Origin of the sequence: Pseudomonas sp. RHF3.3-3 (genome assembly GCF_048069595.1) — a bacterium.
GTDB classification, from domain to species: domain Bacteria; phylum Pseudomonadota; class Gammaproteobacteria; order Pseudomonadales; family Pseudomonadaceae; genus Aquipseudomonas; species Aquipseudomonas fuscovaginae_B.
Genome location: NZ_CP182250.1, coordinates 4784520 through 4805313 on the forward strand (window position 1 = coordinate 4784520; position 20794 = coordinate 4805313).

The 20794-nt window shown below is 57.8% G+C and carries 22 protein-coding genes, 1 tRNA gene and 2 pseudogenes; 3 read left to right on the plus strand and 22 right to left on the minus strand.

Annotation, left to right across the window (positions count from 1 at the left end; translation table 11 throughout):
* Positions 1-85: 85 nt before the first annotated feature.
* A pseudogene (locus tag ACMGT0_RS20835) lies at positions 86-1253 on the plus strand (IS3 family transposase).
* Positions 1254-1457: 204 nt separating this feature from the next.
* On the opposite strand, the gene ACMGT0_RS20840 reads toward ACMGT0_RS20835, so the two are convergent.
* The 16 genes and pseudogenes from ACMGT0_RS20840 to thrS all read right to left on the minus strand — a co-directional run bounded on the left by ACMGT0_RS20840 (position 1458) and on the right by thrS (position 15181).
* Positions 1458-2066 (minus strand): hypothetical protein, encoded by a 609-nt coding sequence (locus ACMGT0_RS20840; RefSeq protein ID WP_416769626.1) that lies wholly within the window; start codon positions 2064-2066, stop codon positions 1458-1460.
* Positions 2067-2220: 154 nt separating this feature from the next.
* Entirely contained in the window at positions 2221-3255 is a 1035-nt protein-coding gene (locus ACMGT0_RS20845; RefSeq protein ID WP_416769627.1) for a hypothetical protein, read from the minus strand.
* 52 nt (positions 3256-3307) lie between these two features.
* Entirely contained in the window at positions 3308-4438 is a 1131-nt protein-coding gene (locus tag ACMGT0_RS20850) for a hypothetical protein (RefSeq protein WP_416769629.1), read from the minus strand.
* A 420-nt stretch (positions 4439-4858) separates the two neighbouring features.
* Positions 4859-5130, minus strand: a pseudogene (locus tag ACMGT0_RS20855) (integrase core domain-containing protein); the annotation flags it as partial.
* On the minus strand, positions 5097-5297 hold the full coding sequence (locus tag ACMGT0_RS20860) for a transposase (protein ID WP_416769631.1): 201 nt from the start codon (positions 5295-5297) through the stop codon (positions 5097-5099). The pseudogene ACMGT0_RS20855 and the gene ACMGT0_RS20860, both read right to left, overlap by 34 nt.
* Positions 5298-5519: 222 nt before the next feature.
* Positions 5520-6608 carry a macro domain-containing protein gene (locus ACMGT0_RS20865; protein ID WP_416769633.1) on the minus strand — a complete coding sequence of 363 codons (1089 nt, stop codon included), beginning with the start codon at positions 6606-6608 and terminating at the stop codon, positions 5520-5522.
* Positions 6592-7212 (minus strand): DUF4433 domain-containing protein, encoded by a 621-nt coding sequence (locus ACMGT0_RS20870; protein ID WP_416769635.1) that lies wholly within the window; start codon positions 7210-7212, stop codon positions 6592-6594. Before ACMGT0_RS20870 ends, ACMGT0_RS20865 begins: the two co-directional genes overlap by 17 nt.
* A 507-nt stretch (positions 7213-7719) precedes the next feature.
* Positions 7720-7796 (minus strand) — tRNA-Pro (locus tag ACMGT0_RS20875).
* A gap of 89 nt (positions 7797-7885) precedes the next feature.
* Positions 7886-8242 carry a MerR family transcriptional regulator gene (locus ACMGT0_RS20880; RefSeq protein WP_054057737.1) on the minus strand — a complete coding sequence of 119 codons (357 nt, stop codon included), beginning with the start codon at positions 8240-8242 and terminating at the stop codon, positions 7886-7888.
* A complete protein-coding gene (ihfA, locus tag ACMGT0_RS20885) occupies positions 8223-8525 on the minus strand; it encodes an integration host factor subunit alpha (RefSeq protein WP_002553164.1) in 303 nt (100 codons plus the stop codon). The genes ACMGT0_RS20880 and ihfA overlap by 20 nt, the downstream gene beginning before the upstream one ends.
* Before the next feature lie 3 nt (positions 8526-8528).
* Positions 8529-10910, minus strand: coding sequence for a phenylalanine--tRNA ligase subunit beta (pheT, locus tag ACMGT0_RS20890; protein ID WP_416769638.1), 2382 nt, complete (start codon positions 10908-10910; stop codon positions 8529-8531).
* Between the two features lie 27 nt (positions 10911-10937).
* On the minus strand, positions 10938-11954 hold the full coding sequence (pheS, locus tag ACMGT0_RS20895; protein WP_054057739.1) for a phenylalanine--tRNA ligase subunit alpha: 1017 nt from the start codon (positions 11952-11954) through the stop codon (positions 10938-10940).
* A 111-nt stretch (positions 11955-12065) separates the two neighbouring features.
* Positions 12066-12422, minus strand: coding sequence for a 50S ribosomal protein L20 (gene rplT / locus ACMGT0_RS20900; protein WP_010443727.1), 357 nt, complete (start codon positions 12420-12422; stop codon positions 12066-12068).
* A 30-nt stretch (positions 12423-12452) separates the two neighbouring features.
* A complete protein-coding gene (gene rpmI / locus ACMGT0_RS20905) occupies positions 12453-12647 on the minus strand; it encodes a 50S ribosomal protein L35 (protein WP_002553160.1) in 195 nt (64 codons plus the stop codon).
* 60 nt (positions 12648-12707) lie between these two features.
* Positions 12708-13259 (minus strand): translation initiation factor IF-3, encoded by a 552-nt coding sequence (gene infC / locus ACMGT0_RS20910; protein ID WP_186676118.1) that lies wholly within the window; start codon positions 13257-13259, stop codon positions 12708-12710.
* Positions 13259-15181, minus strand: a complete 1923-nt coding sequence (thrS, locus tag ACMGT0_RS20915; RefSeq protein WP_054064495.1) for a threonine--tRNA ligase — start codon at positions 15179-15181, stop codon at positions 13259-13261. The genes infC and thrS overlap by 1 nt, the downstream gene beginning before the upstream one ends.
* A 384-nt stretch (positions 15182-15565) precedes the next feature.
* Between thrS and ACMGT0_RS20920 the strand changes: the two genes are divergently transcribed.
* Together ACMGT0_RS20920 and ACMGT0_RS20925 are read left to right on the plus strand one after the other, a co-directional pair.
* Complete coding sequence (locus ACMGT0_RS20920; RefSeq protein ID WP_416769642.1) at positions 15566-15874, plus strand: hypothetical protein; 309 nt, start codon at positions 15566-15568, stop codon at positions 15872-15874.
* A gap of 283 nt (positions 15875-16157) precedes the next feature.
* Positions 16158-16370 carry a cold-shock protein gene (locus tag ACMGT0_RS20925; protein WP_054057742.1) on the plus strand — a complete coding sequence of 71 codons (213 nt, stop codon included), beginning with the start codon at positions 16158-16160 and terminating at the stop codon, positions 16368-16370.
* A gap of 84 nt (positions 16371-16454) precedes the next feature.
* Here ACMGT0_RS20925 and ACMGT0_RS20930 read toward each other — a convergent pair whose 3' ends face one another.
* The 6 genes from ACMGT0_RS20930 to ACMGT0_RS20955 all read right to left on the minus strand — a co-directional run bounded on the left by ACMGT0_RS20930 (position 16455) and on the right by ACMGT0_RS20955 (position 20793).
* Complete coding sequence (locus ACMGT0_RS20930; protein WP_416769645.1) at positions 16455-16778, minus strand: I78 family peptidase inhibitor; 324 nt, start codon at positions 16776-16778, stop codon at positions 16455-16457.
* Between the two features lie 170 nt (positions 16779-16948).
* Positions 16949-17254, minus strand: coding sequence for a hypothetical protein (locus ACMGT0_RS20935; RefSeq protein WP_416769646.1), 306 nt, complete (start codon positions 17252-17254; stop codon positions 16949-16951).
* A gap of 94 nt (positions 17255-17348) precedes the next feature.
* On the minus strand, positions 17349-18377 hold the full coding sequence (locus ACMGT0_RS20940) for a nucleoside hydrolase (protein ID WP_416769648.1): 1029 nt from the start codon (positions 18375-18377) through the stop codon (positions 17349-17351).
* A 28-nt stretch (positions 18378-18405) separates the two neighbouring features.
* Positions 18406-18810, minus strand: coding sequence for a D-ribose pyranase (gene rbsD, locus ACMGT0_RS20945; protein WP_054057746.1), 405 nt, complete (start codon positions 18808-18810; stop codon positions 18406-18408).
* Positions 18807-19727 carry a ribokinase gene (gene rbsK, locus ACMGT0_RS20950; protein ID WP_054064490.1) on the minus strand — a complete coding sequence of 307 codons (921 nt, stop codon included), beginning with the start codon at positions 19725-19727 and terminating at the stop codon, positions 18807-18809. The genes rbsD and rbsK overlap by 4 nt, the downstream gene beginning before the upstream one ends.
* Positions 19728-19782: 55 nt before the next feature.
* Positions 19783-20793 (minus strand): LacI family DNA-binding transcriptional regulator, encoded by a 1011-nt coding sequence (locus ACMGT0_RS20955; RefSeq protein WP_054064489.1) that lies wholly within the window; start codon positions 20791-20793, stop codon positions 19783-19785.
* Between the last annotated feature and the right edge of the window lies 1 nt (position 20794).

Below are 20794 nucleotides of genomic sequence, written 5' to 3' on the forward strand. Positions count from 1 at the left end.
AGTCCAACTAGGCAGCGCCTCTGTAGTGGTCAACTAACCCCAGACACCTTTTTAGGCGAGAATGATCGCCATACAGAGGTGTTCGATGAGCAGACAACGACGTACCTTCACCCCTGCCTTCAAGCGTGAGGCTGCCAGCCTGGTGCTCGATCAAGGCTACAGTTGCCCCGAGGCCGCCAGATCCCTCGACGTAGGTGAGAGCTTATTACGCCGCTGGGTCGCCCAGTTGCAACTGGAGTGCGGAGGCGTTACGCCCACTGCCAAGGCGCTCACGCCGCAGCAGCAGATGATCCAGGGCTTCAGGCCCGCATCAATCGGCTGGAGCTTGAGAAGAAAATCCTAAAGGAGGCCACTGCGCTCTTGATGGCCGAGGAACACGGGCGCAGACGTTGAAGTCGATTCGGCAGTTGGCAAAACACTACCTTGTTCAACTGTTGTGTTCGGTGTTCGAGTTGCCCCGATCTTGTTACTACGCCCATCTGGCCCGGCGCCGTCGTATCGATGTGCGTCGAGTGAGCCTGCGCAGCCGCGTCAACGAGCTGTTCAGCCAAAGTCGTAGCTCAGCGGGTAGCCGCAGTATCGTTGCCATGCTCCGGGATGAAGGCGTCGAGGTCGGGCGCTTCAAAGTCAGAAAATTGATGAAGGAACAGGGTTTGATCAGCAAACAGCCTGGCTCTCATGCGTACAAGAAGGCCACGGTTGAGCGCCCCGACATTCCCAATGTCCTTGATCGGCAGTTCACCGTGGCTACGCCGAACACGGTCTGGTGCGGTGACATAACCTATATCTGGGCACAGGGTCGATGGAATTACCTGGCCGTTGTATTGGACTTGTTCAGCCGCAGAGTGGTGGGCTGGGCGATGTCCGCCAAGCCTGATGCCGAACTGGTCGTCAAGGCGCTCGAGAGGGCTTACGAGATGCGCGGCAGACCACGGGGCGTCCTGTTTCACAGCGACCAAGGCAGTCAATATGGCAGCCGTAGTTTTCGCCAGCGGCTCTGGCGCTATCGGATGACGCAAAGCATGAGCCGGCGGGGAAATTGTTACGACAATGCCCCCATGGAGCGGCTGTTTCGTAGCCTGAAAACGGAGTGGGTGCCGACGATGGGTTACATGACCACAGCGTTGGCCGAGCAGGACATCGGCCGCTACCTCATGCAGCGGTACAACTGGACAAGGCCGCATCAGCACAACGGCTTCGTACCGCCAGCGGTTGCGGAAGAAAAACTCAATTCTGTGTCCGGGAGTTGTTGACCACTACAGCCATTGATTTAATTATGGTTATTGATAAGCAGGATGGGAACATGAATTGGTTCCGGGCAACTCGTTCCAAGACGCTATTTGTATTGCATGGTGCAGTATTGCTGGCCGTAACTTTGGTGGTGACTCTCTACAAAAATTGAGTTGCCATTGCTTGTCGGAAGGCATGCTCTATCCGACAAGCTTATAAAGCTCAATTCAACCCTGAGACCTTGCCTGGTAACGGATAATCGATCTGGCCCATAAATCCCCTTTGACTGCCGCCTTATGCACCGACGACGGGCTTGTGGCCAACCACTTACCAAGCTTGGGCTTCACCAGTGGCTTGGCCATACGAGCCACACAAGCCTCAAGAAATGGCTTCATCTTTTCTTGGATATGCGGCTCCAAGCAGGTGATCTCGGATGACTCGACTCTCGTAGCTTCGACGTATTTGAGCCCCTTGGGCAACGCGTACCCCTTCCCCCAGAAAACCGCTGGCATATCACAGGCTGGGTAACTCGACTCGATAGGTAGGTAGTACGTCCCAAGGTCGATGATCGCTCCATCCAGCTCCACCCAGAAGTGAGAGACTGGCTCTGTGCTTGAGCCATAGCCTTGTAACGTGACGTCGAGACCATCTTTCGAGATGACGAATGCCAAGAAGTCACCACCGACGATGTGTGGCTTGTATCCCATGCCTTGTAAAAGCCTATGAATCCCAAAAGATGCATACATGCATCGCTTATGGAAATCCTGGGGGAATTGGCTCCGTAGACATTTGTCGACGACACAAAGAATCCGCTCCACCATCCCAATTTCGCTCAAAGCTACCTCCTCCTTGAAAAGCAAACACGTATGACAGCACTAAGCCATGAATTATGAGAATTACGCGAGGATGCCCGGATCACGCTGGTAAATTGAGGCGCGAGCCGATGACATTGGAAACCTCAGATTAAAAAACTTGCAGACTAGACTTCTATCATCTAAAGCCAGAAAACAGCTTCATCAGGCCGTCTTGAGTCACTGGGAATCGATACTCCCAGTACACTTCACCCTTCCTTTCAAATCGCCTAAGATCTTCCTTTGAGATGTGCATCTTCCGCTTATTAAATTGAAGACTCAAGGAGCCCATCTCAAACTTACTATCAACAGGTGTGTAATAAATCTTTTTATTACCTTGCCAAATCCAGCTACGCATGGGCTTACCACAGGTGGAAATCAGAAGCTGTGAGCCTAGGAGATCCGGAATTGAAACCATCTTCCCACTAACATCCTCCCAAGTTCGAAACTCTAAATTGCCAGTAACTGAAAAAGCCCCTGTCTTTAAGTCTTTCGTAAGAGAAAAAGGCTTAGGCATAAAATTATCGGCACGCAAATCGCCAAGCCCTGTGCCGAAATGATGCATCGGATGATATTCAGAGGCCTCTACAGGCTCCTTGAAAAAGACAAATCGATAACATACTGGGAAGACCATTGCGCTTATCCCTTTACCGTCTTTAGCAGAGGGATAATACTTTCCACCCGGCTTCACCTCAACATATGATGGTCGAAAGTTTTCCTCTTGCCCAAATCCAAATGGGGCGGAAATATCTCGCTCCCTCATTCGATCCCTCAGACCTTTCTGCAAGTAATCAGCGATTGCTTTGTCGAGTCGCGTCCTGTAGGCGTCAAAAGCCGGGTCAGCCAGCGACACATCAGCCTTATACACAAACACACTAAACTTCCCAAGCGGCTGAAGTGAGCGACTCAGGTCTGCCATGATTTTCTGAAGATTCCGTGCAGACTCTAGGCTTTCCGCCTGCGAAGCAGCCTGGGCCTGACGCTGAACGTATGTTTCCAAAATTTGAGAGATTAGCGCAATACACAAACCAGCCACACTGCCTGCGATAAAAATCTTACCCTTTGTCGTAAACTGCCCGGAAGCATCTCTAATCTTTAAGACACTACTCAAAACCCCGAGAATCCCTGACATTAAGATCCCGAAGATCTTAAAAACTACCAGAAGTATTTCCACAGTTTAAATTTCCAAACCAGCATCAAGTACACATTAAGTAAAAACAATAATTTTAGAAGGACTGGCCACTCGCCAATGCAGCTGCTGTTTCACTCATCCACTCTTTAGCACGGTGCCCGAGATCGTAGCCATTGAACTCCTGAACGGGAATTTCCTGAAGCACCTTCATCGCCGCCCAGGCCTCGTAATCATGGAAAGGGTTGAGGCCCATCATATTCCCCAGATTTTGATCTACACCGCCACGAAAGCTAGCGATCTGAGCAAAAAGCGAAGCGGCCTTGTTCAAATCCCAGCAGCTCAAGAAAAGCAGAAGCGCAGTGAATGCCATAAGCGGCTTACTCGCTTTGACATCGAAGTAGTTTCTGCCAAGCGCTCTGCGAACAGGCTCACAGTGGGTAGAGATGAAGCGGGCGAGTTCCTGCGTGGCGTCGTACTGTACCTTGAGGTTGGTCGGATCGAACACAAGCTTAAGGTTGTTGACATTCAGGAGTTTTTCAATGCGGCTAACCAGCGGCCTCAGCATGACCCCTCGATCGCTCAGGTAAGACAGCAGAGACTCGTGACGACGGGCTAGCATCACCTCCATCGCCGTCTTCATCAGGAAGCCAGGTACCCTCATAAGCTCCTGGTTTACAGTCAGCCACCTAGGCTGATATCGCACAGGCCAAGCCGCCGCTTGCACCGCCGCTACCCACTGAAAAACCGTAGGATCGAGGGTCACTTGGAACACGGCGCTGAGTTTCTGGTGGTGGAACCACTCGCGCATGTTCCTAATCTTGGCCTGGTCGAGAAGTCCTAGCTGGATCCCACGGCACACCAGATCCCGAACCGCTCGTGACAACCCATCGCGAGCGGTGGCGCTGAACTGCACCAAACCCTCCGGAGCCTCGCCTGGCGGTAGAGCAGCGAAGTCACAGAACGCATGATGCCCACCTGGAAAGCGGAAGTAGGCTTGTTTAATGTCCTCGCCGGTGACCTTCGAGCTAGTGGCGCGAACCACCTCGGCACCCTTTGCAAAGCAGGCTGGGCATTCAACGTCAGCGTAAATGACCTGCTTCCAGATCTCCGGAATAGGCTCAGTTTTTTTCAGTTTCGGGCGCTGATGTTGCTCAGCGAAAAGCTGAAGAAGCTGGTCTACATCCAGCTCCTGTTGGCGTGAAACGGAGAAAGCAGTCAGCGGCATATCAAAGCTCCATTTGAACGCTGAAGCCGTCCCAGATCTCATGCCGTGTGATAGCAGGAAGACACTAAGCGGCGGTCGAACACTAAGCTATCGCTTTCCACCCTCGACTACCAGTTCATTGCGACGCGTGCCCAGCCAACTAATGAGAAAGGGCGTGAAGAGCCTAGTCCTTCGCTGCCACGTTGACATGGTAGGCGCACAACCCACGGTTGCGCTGATCATCCTGGCCCAGGCCTGCAAAAAAGGTCACGCACTGAGAGTAGGTCTGTAGTGGTTTAATTTCCCCTGACACCCCAATAGGTGGAAAACGCATTTATCGAGGAGTTTTTCATGACCGACAAACGCAGGACATTCGACGCCAGCTTCAAGCTGCAGGTCGTGAAGATGATCCCCGACCAGGGGCTGGCTGTTTTGTAGTGTTCAACAACTCCCGGACACAGAATTGAGTTTTTCTTCCGCAACCGCCGGCGCTACGAAGCCGTTGTGCTGATGCGGCCTTGTCCAGTTGTACCGCTGCATGAGGTAGCGGCCGATGTCCTGCTCGGCCAACGCTGTGCTCATGTAACCCATCGTCGGCACCCACTCCGTTTCAGGCTACGAAACAGCCGCTCCATGGGGGCATTGTCGTAACAATTTCCCCGCTGGCTCATGCTTTGCGTCATCCGATAGCGCCAGAGCCGCTGGCGAGTTGCAACTGGGCGACCCAGCGGCGCAATAAGCTCTCACCTACGTCGAGGGATCTGGCGGCCTCGGGGCAACTGTAGCCTTGATCGAGCACCAGGCCGGCAGCCTCACGCTTGAAGGCAGGGGTGAAAGTACGTCGTTGTCTGCTCATCGAACACCTCTGTATGGCGATCATTCTCGCCTAAAAGGGTGTCCGAGGTTAGTAGACCACTACATAGGTGACAAACTAAAATTCGGAAAATCAAAATCCACTTACACGGAAATCCATGAATCCTTGACAACATTGATTAGTTCAGCAAAGGATAGGGACTGATGGACTGCGGAATTACCAAAAAGCAAAAGCCCTTGCAGCTTGGTGGAACTGAAAGGGCTTTGATTTCAATTAATACAGCCCAGATTAGCGGATGCTGCTTCTGGACTCAGAATCCCAATTCATCTTCTTCAAACGATGCCAAGCCCTCGCCAGGTGACTTGGCTTCAGATAAGCTTTTTTCCGCTCACTCCATTGATGTACAGCATTAATTGCAACGTCCGAATTATCTTTAGCGCCAGGTGTATTACACATCACCCAGTGAACGGTGCTAAGCAACTCCATTCCGTATGGATCTTCAAATCCATCAATTAATTCAGCAACTTTTTCCATACGCTGCATAGTTTCGACATCTTCACATAAAAATCTTTCAGCTTCTTCTACCGCACCTGATTTTAGTTCCAGCGGTTTGGTAGGATCATCTTGACCATCTCCATAGCCATGTATGAAGTGGCCATCCATCTTGATTAGTACCTGCCTAAGATTTTTTGCATATGGACCATACTGCTTGGGTTCAAATTGTAACCGAAGCGGCTTACCACCTTCCTGCAAGAAATACATTAATTTATGGATTTCTAAGAGGCTGACAAACGGGTCCAAGAGCCCCTTCAGATATCGATCCATTAACAGAATCAACGCTGCACGACCGTCTGTCATCTTGGGCCGCTCAGTTGCATTAGGCATTTCTTTGGCTGCGGGCGCTCCAGTTGGAGGGTAAAGCAATACTTCAACATCCGGCAACGCCGAGAACGCCTGTATAATTTCAGGTTGGACTTCTTCCCACTTCAGACCACCCAACCCGCAGCCAAGCGGAGGAATTGCAATAGACCTAATATGCAACTCATTCACTTTGCAAACCAAATCATCCAGACCACTTCGGATGTTTTCCAGTCTGCTCTTTGACTTCCAATGGCCTTTGGTTGGAAAGTTAATGATCCAACGAGGACCACCGACCAGCCCGCCGAGATCAAACACATGAACCTTGCCAAGCTGAACGGCATCGTTCTTGCAAGCGTCCTGATAGCTTTTGAACATGTTGGGAAACGCCTGCTTGAATTGCAGTGCGATACCTTTACCCATCACCCCTTCGGTGTTGACGGTGTTCACCAGCGCTTCGGCAGGTGCTGTAAGAAGATTTCCCTTGCTGATCTTGATCATATTAGAAGTACCAATCATTTTTGACTCTCACTTCAGGTCTATGTGTTGAATTGCGCATGACCTCTTGCACCCGTTCAACCGCAGACTGATTGTGGCAACCAATAAAGTGGATACCTTGCCAGGGGAACTGCTCAGCCACTAGGAACTCTGACTGCTTCTGATGCCGCTTTTCTCCCCAGTATTTTGCATTGATTGAGGACCAGTCCAACTCGGCGAGCCTACCAATATCATTGTAAAAATCGGTATGGTATGAACCAGCATTTCCATCACTGAAAGCCCAGTGCCTCTGGAGTCCCATGCCAGCACCGACGGAGCTCACTAGGTGGACGATGTCGCGCTGACACCCTGGTGGCTTCCCTGTGTTACCCATGTTAACGGTATAAAGCATTGGAGTACGCGGGCAGAAATAGAACGGCACAAACTCACCGACATATCGAGACCCACAGCAGTCAACAACGATCTCTTGAAGCCTACGTAGCTTGATATGATCGTAGCCAATGACCGAATGCTGCCCTGATTGAACCATCACCGCATCTGATTGAAGACCAGCAGCGATGATTCCTGGCAGGTTTGCGATATCTGTAATGTGGTAAATCAGTACATCTTCAGGTCTGGATTTCATAGATCGCGCCTGCGTTGGCATCTGGCAGAAATTCGCCCGACGATGCGTATCACGTACGCGCGAACCCTGAACCGTCCTGGTTTGGAGGCGAATAATATGCGTTTTTTGGTTGGCCTGCTGGTTTTTTCACGAACCCCAAACGGTTGAGGCTACTAAACGGCCACCATCCTAACGTTAGGGATCAAAGCGAGGGGGCGCTACCTCTCCCTCACCCCAACTGGCAACACAGCTGTGCGGATGACGACCGATGGAAGAGTAGCACAATCGAAATAACCACAATAACTCATTGAATTATATGGGTTTTCTATGCTTGGCGGAGAGATAGAGACTTGAACCCTAATTACTGTTGCGAGTACAACGGATTTCGAATTCAACCCGCTAAGCGACCGTGCGCCCACCCGAAACAGATCACCTAGAATAAGGAATAGTTAAACTTGGCTTAGTCACTCGAAAAGTCACCAGCCCAAAACAACAAAGCCACCCGAAGGTGGCTCTGTCATCGAATATTGGTCGGGACGGAGTGATTCGAACACTCGACCCCTTGCACCCCATGCAAGTGCGCTACCGGGCTGCGCTACGCCCCGACACTGAGTAGCTGTGCTTTCAAACCTCTGAAAGCGGTTAGGAATGTAACCTAACCTTTTGAATTTTGGAAGTATTATTTCCAAAAAATTTACTTCTTCAGCCCCGCCAGCACATCCTCCAGCTCAGCGATCATCTGGTGGATCAGTTGCTTGTACTGGATGTTCTCTTCCTTGGCGTCGTCACTGGAGAGGCGCTGACGCGCCCCGCCAATGGTGAAGCCCTGGTCGTACAGCAAGGCGCGGATCTGGCGGATCATCAGCACGTCGTGGCGCTGGTAATACCGGCGGTTGCCGCCTCGCTTGGAGGGGTTGAGTTGAGGAAATTCCTGCTCCCAGTAGCGCAGCACGTGCGGTTTTACCGCGCACAGCTCGCTGACTTCACCAATGGTGAAGTAGCGTTTGCCTGGGATCGGCGGGAGCTCGTCGTTATGACTTGGTTCCAGCATAGGCCTCAACTCGGGCTTTCAGTTTCTGCCCTGGACGAAAGGTGACCACACGGCGCGCCGTGATCGGGATTTCCTCTCCCGTTTTTGGATTGCGGCCAGGCCGCTGGCGTTTGTCGCGCAAATCAAAGTTGCCGAAACCCGACAGTTTGACCTGCTCGTTGTCCTCGAGTGCGTGGCGGATCTCTTCAAAGAACAGCTCGACCAATTCCTTGGCCTCGCGTTTGTTAAGACCCAACTCCTCGTAGAGACGTTCCGCCATTTCAGCTTTCGTCAGAGCCCCCATACGTCACTTCCTTAACGTGGCGTTCAACCTGGTTTCAAGCGAGGTGAGGATGTCTTGCGTTGCGGAGTTCACCTCATCGTCATTAAGAGTGCGCGATGGATGCTGCCAGGTCAAGCCAACGGCGAGGCTTTTTCTATGAGGATCAATGCCTTTACCCTCATAGACGTCAAAAAGCCTGAGGTCCGTCAGCCATTCGCCTGCATTCTCACGAATGACTTCCAGCACGGCCGTGGCTGCCACGCCCTTGTCCGCCAGCAGGGCCAGGTCACGACGCACTTCAGGGAAGCGCGACAGCTCGCTGAATTTCGGCATCTTGCCCGCCGCCACTTCAGCCAGGACCAGCTCGAAGACGAACACCGGACGATCCAGGCCCAGAGTCTTGGACAGCTCTGGGTGAATCGCGCCAATAAAGCCGACCCGCTTCCCGTCACGCTCGATCTGAGCGGTCTGGCCCGGATGCAGCGCCGGGTGTTTGCCCGGCACGAAGGTGAAATCGCCCAGTGCGCCAGCGGCACCGAGGATCGCTTCCACGTCGGCCTTGACGTCGAAGAAGTCGACCGCATCGCGACCGTGCGCCCAGCCTTCCGGCAGGCGGCTGCCGCAGACCACACCGGCCAGCATCGGCTCCTGCTTCAGGCCTTCCAGCTGGCCGACGAAACGCAGGCCACTTTCGAACAGGCGGACGCGATCCTGCTGACGGTTGAGGTTGTGCTGCAGCACCTTGACCAGGCCCGGCCACAGGGACGAGCGCATGGCCGCCATGTCGTTGGAGATCGGGTTGGCCAGCAGCAGCGGCTCGACGCCCGGGCTGAACAGTTCGAACTGCTTCGGATCGATGAAGCTGTAGGTGATCGCTTCCTGGTAACCACGGGCCACCAGCAGGCGACGCAGTTCCGGCAGGCCGCTACGGGCTTCAGCCTTGGCCTTTGGCGCCAGGCGCGCTTGCGGGTAACGAACCGGCAGGCGGTTGTAGCCGTACAGACGCGCCAGCTCTTCGATCAGGTCGACTTCCAGGCTGATGTCGAAGCGATGGCTTGGCACTTCGACGGTCCACTGCCCTGCCCCGCTGGCGATCACGCCCAGGCCCAGGCCGGTCAGCAGGCGCTCGACTTCGGCCGCGTTCATTTCCATGCCCAGCATCTGGGTGATGCGCTCGGCACGCAGGGTCACCGGTGCCACGGATGGCAGGTGCGCTTCGCTGACGGTTTCGATGATCGGACCGGCTTCGCCGCCGGTGATTTCCAGCAGCAGGCCAGTGGCGCGCTCCATGGCTTCACGGGCCAGCTTCCAGTCCACGCCCCGCTCGTAGCGGTGCGAAGCGTCGGTGTGCAGGCCATAGGAACGGGCCTTGCCGGCCACGGCGATCTGATCGAAGAACGCGCTTTCCAGGAAGATGTCGCGCGTGGTCGCGGTGTTCACACCGCTGTGCTCGCCACCCATCACGCCGGCAATCGCCAGGGCGCGGTTGTGGTCGGCAATCACCAGGGTGTCGCTACGCAGAGTGACTTCCTGACCGTCGAGCAGCACCAGCTTCTCGCCTTCTTCAGCCATGCGCACGCGAATGCCGCCGTTGATTTCGGCGAGGTCGAAGGCGTGCAGTGGCTGGCCCAGCTCGATCATCACGTAGTTGGTGATGTCGACCGCGGCGTCGATGCTGCGCACGTCGGAACGACGCAGGCGCTCGACCATCCACAGCGGCGTCGGCCTGGACAGGTCGACGTTGCGGATCACGCGACCCAGGTAACGCGGGCAGGCCGCCGGCGCCAGGACTTCGATCGGGCGCACTTCGTCGTGCACGGCGGCAACGGCAGGCACGGCTGGACGTGTGACGTCAGCGGCGTACAGCGCGCCGACTTCACGGGCCAGGCCCGCCAGGGACAGGCAGTCGCCGCGGTTCGGGGTCAGGTCGACCTCGATGCTGGCGTCGTCCAGGCTCAGGTAGGCACGAATGTCGTCGCCCACCGGCGCATCGGCGGCCAGTTCGAACAGGCCGTCGTTGCCTTCACCGATCTGCAGTTCGGCCTGCGAGCAGAGCATGCCGTTGGATTCGATACCGCGCAGCTTGGCCTTCTTGATCTTGAAGTCGCCCGGCAGCTGGGCGCCGATCATGGCGAATGGCACCTTCAGGCCCGGACGCACGTTGGGCGCGCCACAGACCACCTGGAAGGTTTCCGCACCGTTGCTGACCTGGCATACGCGCAGCTTGTCGGCATCCGGGTGTTGTTCGGTGCTCAGTACTTCACCGACCACCACGCCGCTGAATTCGCCAGCGGCCGGGGTCACGCTGTCGACCTCCAGACCCGCCATCGACAGACGAGCCACCAGCTCGTCGCGGCTAACCTGCGGGCTTACCCAGCCACGCAGCCATTGTTCACTGAATTTCATCCTGTTCTCCCAATAGATTCGTGACGACTAGCGAAATTGCGCGAGGAACCGCAAGTCGTTGTCGAAGAACAGACGCAAGTCGTTCACGCCATAACGCAGCATGGCCAGACGCTCAACGCCCATGCCGAAGGCAAAGCCCTGGAATTCTTCCGGGTCGATGCCGGACATGCGCAGCACGTTCGGGTGCACCATGCCGCAGCCCATGACTTCCAGCCAACCGGTCTGCTTGCACACGCGGCAGCCCTTGCCGCTGCACATCACGCATTCCATGTCGACTTCGGCCGATGGCTCGGTGAAGGGGAAGTAGGACGGACGGAAACGCACCGCCAGTTCCTTCTCGAAGAACACCCGCAGGAATTCCTCGATGGTGCCTTTGAGGTCGGCGAAATTGATGTCGCGATCGACCAGCAGGCCTTCGACCTGGTGGAACATCGGCGAGTGGGTGATATCGGAGTCGCTGCGATACACACGGCCTGGGCAGACGATGCGGATCGGCGGCTTCTGCGATTCCATGGTGCGCACCTGGACCGGCGAGGTGTGGGTGCGCAGCAGCATGTTCGCATTGAAATAGAAGGTGTCATGCATCGACCGGGCCGGGTGGTGGCCTGGGATGTTGAGCGCCTCGAAGTTGTGGTAATCGTCTTCCACCTCGGGACCTTCGGCGATGCCGTAGCCGATGTGGGTAAAGAATTGTTCGATGCGTTCCAGAGTCCGGGTGACCGGATGCAGACCACCGGAGGTCTGGCCACGGCCAGGCAGGGTCACGTCAATGGACTCGGCGGCGAGTTTGGCGGCCAGTTCCGCTTCCTCGAACGACGCCTTGCGCGCATTGAGCACCTCGGTGACACGCTCCTTGGCGACATTGATCAGGGCGCCGACTTGCGGACGCTCTTCTGCCGGCAGGCTCCCCAGGGTCTTCATCACCTGAGTCAGCTCACCCTTCTTGCCAAGGTAGTGAACCCGGATTTGCTCCAGGGCATTGATGTCTTCAGCGCTTTGCACAGCCTCAAGTGCTTGAGAGACCAGTGCGTCCAGGTTTTCCATGTACAGACTCCAGATACGAAATAGGGGAAGAGCTTGAAGGCTCTTCCCCTATTTACTGACGTTTAACACCGAAGCCTGCGAAGGCCGACCTCGGTGATTGTCGGGGGGTACTTAAGCCAGAACGGCTTTAGCTTTCTCGACAATCGCAGCAAACGCCGCTTTTTCGTTCACTGCCAGATCAGCCAGAACCTTACGGTCGATTTCGATCGACGCTTTTTTCAGGCCCGCGATGAAACGGCTGTAGGACAGACCGTTGATACGCGCACCAGCGTTGATACGAGCGATCCACAGAGCGCGGAACTGACGTTTTTTCTGACGACGGTCACGGTAGGCGTATTGGCCTGCCTTGATTACCGCTTGCTTGGCAACACGGAATACGCGCGAGCGTGCACCGTAGTAGCCTTTGGCAAGTTTCAGAATTTTCTTGTGACGCTTACGGGCAATGACGCCACGCTTTACACGAGCCATGAGTTACTTCCTCTGTTCTTGAGCCAAAAATTAACGAAGGCGCAGCATGCGCTCGACTTTTGCAACGTCAGACGGGTGCAGCAGGCTGCTACCACGCAGTTGACGCTTACGCTTGGTCGACATTTTGGTCAGGATGTGGCTCTTGAAAGCGTGCTTGTGCTTGATGCCGTTAGCAGTTTTCAGAAACCGCTTGGCAGCACCGCTTTTGGTTTTCATCTTTGGCATGTTCGGATACTCCGCATTCAATGGATAAACATAACCGCAAGGCCTGCCGTGCCCTGGTGGTTACTTCTTCTTTTTCGGGGCGATGACCATGATCAGCTGGCGTCCTTCCATCTTAGGATGCTGTTCGACCGATCCGTACTCTTGCAGGTCAGCTTCAACCCGCTTGAGCAGATCCATCCCCAGCTCCTGGTGGGCCATCTCACGGCCGCGGAATCGCAAGGAAACCTTGGCCCTGTCCCCGTCACTCAGGAAACGTACCAGGTTGCGTAGTTTTACCTGGTAATCCCCTTCCTCCGTCCCTGGACGAAACTTGATTTCTTTAACCTGCACTTGCTTCTGGTTTTTCTTCGCAGCAGCAATTTGCTTCTTCTTTTCGAAGATCGACTTGCCGTAGTCCATCACCCGGCAGACGGGTGGCTGGGCGTCAGCGGAAATTTCCACCAGGTCCAGTTTGGCTTCTTCGGCAATTCGAAGCGCTTCATCAATCGAGACGATGCCAATCTGCTCGCCATCAGCGCCAATTAACCGAACCTCGCGTGCCGAGATATTCTCGTTGATCGGCGCTTTCGGTGCAGCTCGTTTATCTTGTCTCATATCACGCTTAATAATAATTACTCCGAATCTTGGCGACCACGCCGGGAAACCGCTTGCGCGAGGAGCGCCGTGAACTGGGCGACGGGCATGGAGCCCAGGTCAGCGCCTTCACGGGTACGCACAGCGACAGTTTGCGTTTCGACTTCCCTGTCTCCGATAACCAAAAGATAGGGAACCTTGAGCAAGGTATGCTCGCGGATTTTAAAGCCGATTTTCTCATTTCTCAAGTCGGACTTGGCACGGAATCCGCTTTCGGCCAGAGATTTTTCCACTTCGAGGGCAAAATCGGCCTGCTTGTCGGTGATATTCATGACCACCGCCTGGGTTGGCGCCAGCCAGGCCGGGAACGCGCCCTCGTAGTGCTCGATCAGGATTCCGACGAAACGCTCGAACGAACCGAGGATGGCCCGGTGCAGCATCACCGGATGCTTGCGGCTGTTGTCTTCGGAAACGTATTCGGCACCGAGGCGGATGGGCAGGTTGAAGTCCAGCTGCAGGGTACCGCACTGCCAGACACGGCCCAGGCAGTCCTTGAGCGAGAATTCGATCTTCGGCCCGTAGAAGGCGCCCTCGCCCGGCTGCAGGTCATACGGCAGGCCGGCGCTGTCGAGGGCCGCGGCCAGTGCGCTTTCGGCACGGTCCCACAGCTCGTCGGAGCCCACGCGCTTTTCAGGGCGGGTGGACAGCTTCATCTGGATGTCCTTGAAGCCGAAGTCGGCGTAGACGTCCATGGTCAGCTTGATGAAGGCGGCGGATTCGGTCTGCATCTGGTCTTCGGTGCAGAAGATGTGCGCGTCGTCCTGGGTGAAACCACGCACGCGCATGATGCCGTGCAGCGCACCCGACGGCTCGTTGCGGTGGCAGGCACCGAACTCGGCCAGACGCATCGGCAGCTCGCGGTAGCTCTTCAGGCCCTGGTTGAACACCTGCACGTGGCAGGGGCAGTTCATCGGCTTGATGGCGTAGTCGCGGCTTTCCGACTCGGTGGTGAACATGTTTTCGGCATAGTTGGCCCAGTGCCCGGATTTCTCCCACAGGGAGCGGTCGACCACTTGCGGGGTCTTGATCTCCAGGTAACCGTTGTCACGCTGCACCTTGCGCATGTACTGCTCGAGCACCTGGTACAGGGTCCAGCCGTTGGGGTGCCAGAACACCATGCCCGGGGCTTCTTCCTGGGTGTGGAACAGGCCCAGGCGCTTGCCGATCTTGCGGTGGTCGCGCTTTTCCGCTTCCTCGATACGCTGGATGTAGGCGGCCAGCTGCTTCTTGTCCGCCCAGGCGGTGCCGTAGACGCGCTGCAGCTGCTCGTTCTTCGCATCGCCGCGCCAGTAGGCGCCGGACAGCTTGGTCAGCTTGAACGACTTGAGGAAACGGGTGTTCGGCACGTGCGGACCGCGGCACATGTCGACGTATTCTTCGTGGTAGTACAGGCCCATCGCCGTTTCGTTCGGCATGTCCTCGACCAGGCGCAGCTTGTAGTCTTCACCGCGCCGGGTGAACACCTCGATGACCTCGGCGCGCGGCGTGACCTTCTTGATCACGTCGTAGTCCTTGTCGATCAACTGGTGCATGCGCTCTTCGATCGCCGCCAGGTCGTCCGGGGTGAAAGGCCGCTCGTAGGCGATGTCGTAGTAGAAACCTTCGTCGATGACCGGACCGATCACCATCCTGGCGGTCGGATACAACTGCTTGACCGCGTGGCCAACCAGGTGGGCGCAAGAGTGACGAATGATCTCCAGCCCCTCTTCATCCTTGGGCGTGATGATTTGCAGTGTGGAATCGGCGTCGATCAGGTCACAGGCATCGACCAGCTTGCCGTTGACCTTGCCGGCCACGGTGGCCTTGGCCAGGCCGGCACCGATGGATGCGGCGACTTCGGCTACGGAAACCGGGCGATCGAACGAACGTTGACTGCCGTCGGGAAGAGTAATAGTGGGCATGGCGCCTCCTCTCCTAGTGGTGACCCCTACCAAAGGTCACGTGGGTTGGGATGAGCAGCCAGTACGCGATCCGTCCAGCCGCTCAGTGAAGAACGCCTGCCGCACAGTGGCAGGAGCCGCAAGGCCAACCGGAAACGAACCAGAGTGACTGGAGTTCAAAAAAGGGTTGATGGCGTGGCGTCGCAGGAGGAACCCCGCTACGGCGCCGAATACAGCCAGGGCGGGGATGCTAGCACAGATGAACGGTCATCGCCTCGCCACAAGCACAAACTGCTACAGTTCAGCAGGTTTCATCTGCCACCGGTGAACTTGAGCGGCCCTGCGGCCCTCAAACACCCTGCAAGCGACGCTCAGTTCGCGCTCTATCCAAAGGAGTATTCCAACATGCGCCTGACTCACCTTTTCGCCCTCGCCGCACCCATCGCCCTGCTGCTGCCGCTGAGCGCCCAGGCTGCCTGGCCGGCCGGCCAACGCGACGCCTACATGAAGGACTGCACCGCCGCCGCCAACCGCAGCGTCGACCTCAAGACCGCCCAGCAGCACTGCGCCTGCAGCGCCGACCAGCTCAACGACAAGTTCACCACGGCCGAGCTGTCCGAACTGATGCACCCGAAAGACCCCAGCAAGGGCCCCAGCAAGGAACTGCAAACCAAGGCGCTGAATGTCGTTGCCGCCTGCCGCGTGAGCAAATAAGCCGCTGAATCGGCGACCCTTCGCCGGCTTCAGAGCGAAAAAGCAGTTTTTTCACACATTTTATGCAGTTTTTACGGCTTTTTTTGTCAGCCCCGTTTTTCGCTGAAAGCCTTTGAAACCGGGGCTTTCAGCCGATCGAGGCGGTAAAGAAAGCGCGACTGATTGGCAATCCGCAGCCGCGGGGGGCTCCCAAGCCGAACATTTCGACTATGATAGCTCCGTGTGCCCAGTTGGCCTGAGCAGCACAGCACTACTGAAAATATATGTTTCTTGGAGATACACCATGTCTAATCGCCAAACCGGCACCGTAAAATGGTTCAACGATGAAAAAGGCTTCGGCTTCATCACTCCTCAAGGTGGCGGTGACGACCTGTTCGTACACTTCAAAGCTATCGAAGCTGACGGTTTCAAAAGCCTGAAAGAAGGCCAGACCGTTTCCTTCGTGGCTGAGAAAGGCCAAAAGGGCATGCAAGCTGCCCAGGTTCGCGCGGAGTAATCTCCCCGGCCTGAAAAAAACCCCGTCCATGTGACGGGGTTTTTTATGGGTGCCCGAAAAGGCGTGCGACAGACAACGCCGCGATCAGCCGCAGTTGACCCGCTCGATCTTGCCGGTACGGTCGGCATTGAGGTTCAGGCGATCGGAGCGGTACTCCAGGGTAATCATGTCATCCGGCCCCACCACCCGCGCGGTCTGCGCGCCACTGCGGCTGCGTGCCTGCTCCAGCAATTCGGCAGAGGCCTGCTTGCCGATCGCGAACTCGGCGCCTTTGGCCTCGCAGCGACCGCTGTCGTTCCGAGTCACGGGCTCGCTGCTACTGGCCGGCGCGGAGCCGGTGTTCGTCGAGCAACCGGCCAAGACCGACATGGCGAAAATCGCCCCCAAAGATGCAAGCTTCCAAGGCATGAAGCCTCCTTGTGAAAAATAGGTAGAGTGCGTGCGACCGCCGTTCAGGCAATTGGTTGCATATTGCCAGGCGGACGAACCGATTCTGACAGCAATACCGGACAAGTCTGCCTGAGCCAACAGCCCGCTGGCGCAATCAATCGTGACTGAATATGAACGGCTTGTATATTTCAGTAGATGTCGATGTAGTCGAAGGGCGGATTGGGCCAGTTGTCCTTCAACGTGTTGAACACCTGCTGCACCCACACCTCATCGGCCGCCGCCACGTTGCCGACATAGCCGGAACCGGCCGCCCAGGTCTCCAGGCGAAACAGCAGCCCCTCGATATCGCGCCCGCCGACCACGCCGCTGGACAGGTAGGCGATGCCCGAACGGGTCACCCGCAACTGGGTGTGCACGTCATCACTGGCCGATGCGAGCAACTGGCGCACGGCTTCGAGAGTGAGGTTGTCGGGGTTGTTCAGGTCGATCTGCACGGCGGTTTTCCCGAAAAGGCAAAACCGCAGTTTGGCACGTTGCCGGGCCTTGTGCCCAGCCAACCCGCAGGCGAGCGCCTGCGGGCCACACGGTTTACTTCAGACGCCCCAGGCGCGCCGTCAGCAGGTCGAAGAAGCCCTGCGCGTCGCCGTTCTCGACCCAGAACACGTTCTTGGTCTGCTTCAGGCCGTCGTACCAGTCGACGATGGTCTGGCCGAAGGTCGGGCCTTCGCGGCTGTCGACCACCATGTTGACCTCACGCCCGCTGAACAGCGAAGGCTTGAGCAGGTAGGCGATGACCGTGGCGTCGTGCACCGGGCCACCGGGAATGCCGTAGTGCTCCATGTCGCCCTTGACGTAGTCGTTGAGGATATCGCCGACCACCTTGCTCGCGTTGTTGTTCAGCGCGGCGATCTTCTTCAGGCGCTCGTCGCTGGTGAGGATCTTGTGGGTCACGTCCAGCGGCAGGTAGGTCAGCTTGACGCCGCTCTTGAGCACCACCTCGGCCGCCTGCGGGTCGGCGAACAGGTTGAACTCGGCCACCGGCGTGATATTGCCGCCGTTGAAGTGCGCACCGCCCATGACCACCACTTCCTTGATGCCCTGGGTGATTTCCGGATCCTGGATCAGCGCCAGGGCCAGGTTGGTCTGCGGCCCGAGCATGGCGATGGTGATGCTGTGGGGCTTGGCCGCGCGCAGGGTGTCGATCAGGTAATTGACCGCATTGCCCTGGGCCAGCGGCGCCTTGGGTTCATGCACGGTCACCCCGGAGATGCCCTCCTTGCCGTGGATGTTCTCGGCGTAGATCGGCGTGCGCAGCAGCGGCCGCGGCGCGCCGGCGTACACCGGCACCTCTTCGCGTGCGGCCCACTCGCGGGCCAGGCGGGCGTTGCGCGAGGTCTTGTCCAGGCGCACGTTGCCGGCGACGGTGGTCAGCGCGCGGATGTTCAACTCCTCCGGCGAGGCCAGGGCGAACAACAGGGCCACCACATCGTCGGCACCCGGGTCGGTGTCGATGATCAGGTCGATCTTTTCCGCCGCCTGGGCGCCGGTGGCAGTGAGCAGGGACACGATCAGCAGACTCCTGAACCAGCGTGACAAATTCTGAGCATAGCGTTGCATGGTGCACTCCTTGTGCGCGATTGGAAAATCAGAACGTCACACCGGCAACCAGGATGACGTTGCTGTAGGGCTGGCACTCGCCGGTACGCACCACGGCCTTGGCCTGGCGGCTGAGTGCCTTGAATTGCTCGTGGCTGAGCAGGCGCCGCAGCCCCAGGTCACCCTGGACCGTCAGCGCCTCCAAGGTCTCCAGCGCCGGTGGGCGCTTGAGCAGGATCTCTTCGGCCAATGCATGGCTTTCCACCTGCATTTCGCTGAGCACCACGCGCAGGGTGCTGACGAAATCGGGGATACCCGGGGTCAGGGCCAGGTCGATCAGCTCGACGCCCGGCGGTACCGGCAGACCGGCATCGCCGATCACCAGCATCTCGCCATGGCCCAGCGAGGCGATCAAGCGTGACAGGGCAATGTTGAGCAACGGTGCTTTTTTCATGACAGTTCGAACCCCTGCACTTCAGACAATTGCGGAATGGATGGCTGCGCACCGGCGCGGGTGACCGACAACGCCGCCGCGACCTGACCAAAGCGGATCGCCTCGGCCTCGCTCTTGCCGCAGGCCAGCGCTGCGGCAAAGCCACCGACGAAGGTGTCGCCGGCGGCCGTGGTGTCCAGCGCCTGAACCTTGGGCGCCGGGAAATGGGTGAAACCCTGGCCATCGGCGAACAGCGAACCCTGGGCGCCGAGGGTGATGATCACCTTCCCTGCCCCGGCCGCCATCAGCCTGGCGGCAGCCGCCTCGGCCGAGGCTTGCGAATCCACCGGTAGGCCGCTCAGGGCCGAAGCTTCGCTTTCGTTGGGGATCAGGTAGTCGATCGACGCGTACCAGTCGGCCGGCAACGGCGCGCTGGCCGGTGCCGGGTTGAGGATGACGGTCTTGCCCAGTTCGCGGCCGCGCTTGAGCGCATAGCCGACGGTGTCCAGCGGTATTTCGAGCTGGCAGATGATCACATCGGCCGCCTGCAGTACCGCGTCGAAAGCCTTGACCCCTTCGCGGCTCACCCGGCCGTTGCCGCCGGCGACGATGACGATCGCGTTCTGGCTGCTGTCGTCGACCACGATCAGCGCCACGCCGCTGGAAACACCCTCCACCGCGGTGACCGCCTGGCAATCGATGCCCTCGGCCAGCAACGCATCGCGCAGTTGCTGCCCGTAGGCGTCATCGCCGACACAGCCGACCATCGACACCTGGGCGCCCAGCCGTGCCGCCGCCACCGCCTGGTTGGCACCCTTGCCGCCGGGCACGGTGCCGAACGACTGGCCGATCAGGGTCTCACCCGCGCGGGGCAGGCGTTCGGCGCGGGTAACCAGGTCCATGTTGAGACTGCCGATGACCACTACTTTTGCTTGCATGCATCTGTACTCTTGAATTCAGTTCGGCCGGCGCCAGCACTGCTGGGCCGACGTTTCAGGCGAAACCATCCGAAACCTGCGCCGTCGATTCGCGCATGACGATGCTGGGAATCACGATACGCTGGTCGAGCGCCAGGCCCGGCGTCGCGATACGCCGCAGCAGCAACTCGGCGGCTGTCTCACCCAGCTCCAGGATCGACTGGCCGACCGTTGTCAGCGCCGGGTAGACATAACGACTCATGCGGATATCGTCGAAGCCGATGACCGACAACTCGCCCGGCACGCGGATCCCGCGCTCCGCCGCGGCCCGCAGCGCGCCGATGCCGAGCATGTCGTTGCCGGCGAAAATCGCGCTGGGCCGCTCGCCGTCCAGCAGTCTTGCCGCCGCCAGGTAACCCCCGGTGCTGGTGAAGTCGCTGGCCAGCACCCACTTGGCCGGCACCTTGACCTTGGCCTGCTGCAACGCCCGGCGATAACCGGCCAGGCGCAGTTGCGCGACGCTGGTGTCCTTCGGTCCGCCGATGAACGCGATGGCCCGATGCCCCAGCTCCAGAAGGTGGCGGGTTGCCAGGTAGGCGCCCTCCTCGTGGTCGATGCGCACCAGGTCCGTGTCGACTCCGTCGATATCGCGGTCGACCATCACCATCGGCGTACGCACCGCCGACAGGCCGGCGGCAAAGCTGTCATCACCGCCGGTGGAGGCGACGATCAGCCCGTCGACGCGCTTCTCCAGCAACACCCGCAGGTAGTTGCGCTGCTTGTCCGGATCATCGTCGGAATTGCAGAGGATCACACAATAGTTATTGCGTTCGCAGTAATCCTCGATCCCCCGCGCCAGCTCGGCGAAATACGGGTTCAGGCTGTTGGGCACCAGCAGGCCGATAGTCGCGGTGGACTTGGCCTTGAGCGAGCGCGCCACGGCACTGGGCACGTAGTCGAGCTCGGCGATGGCCGCCTCGACCTTGAGCCGCACCCGTTCGCTGACCGGTCGGGTCTTGTTCACCACATGGGACACCGTGGTGTAGGAAATCCCGGCCAGCGCGGCCACGTCCTTGATGGTCGCCATG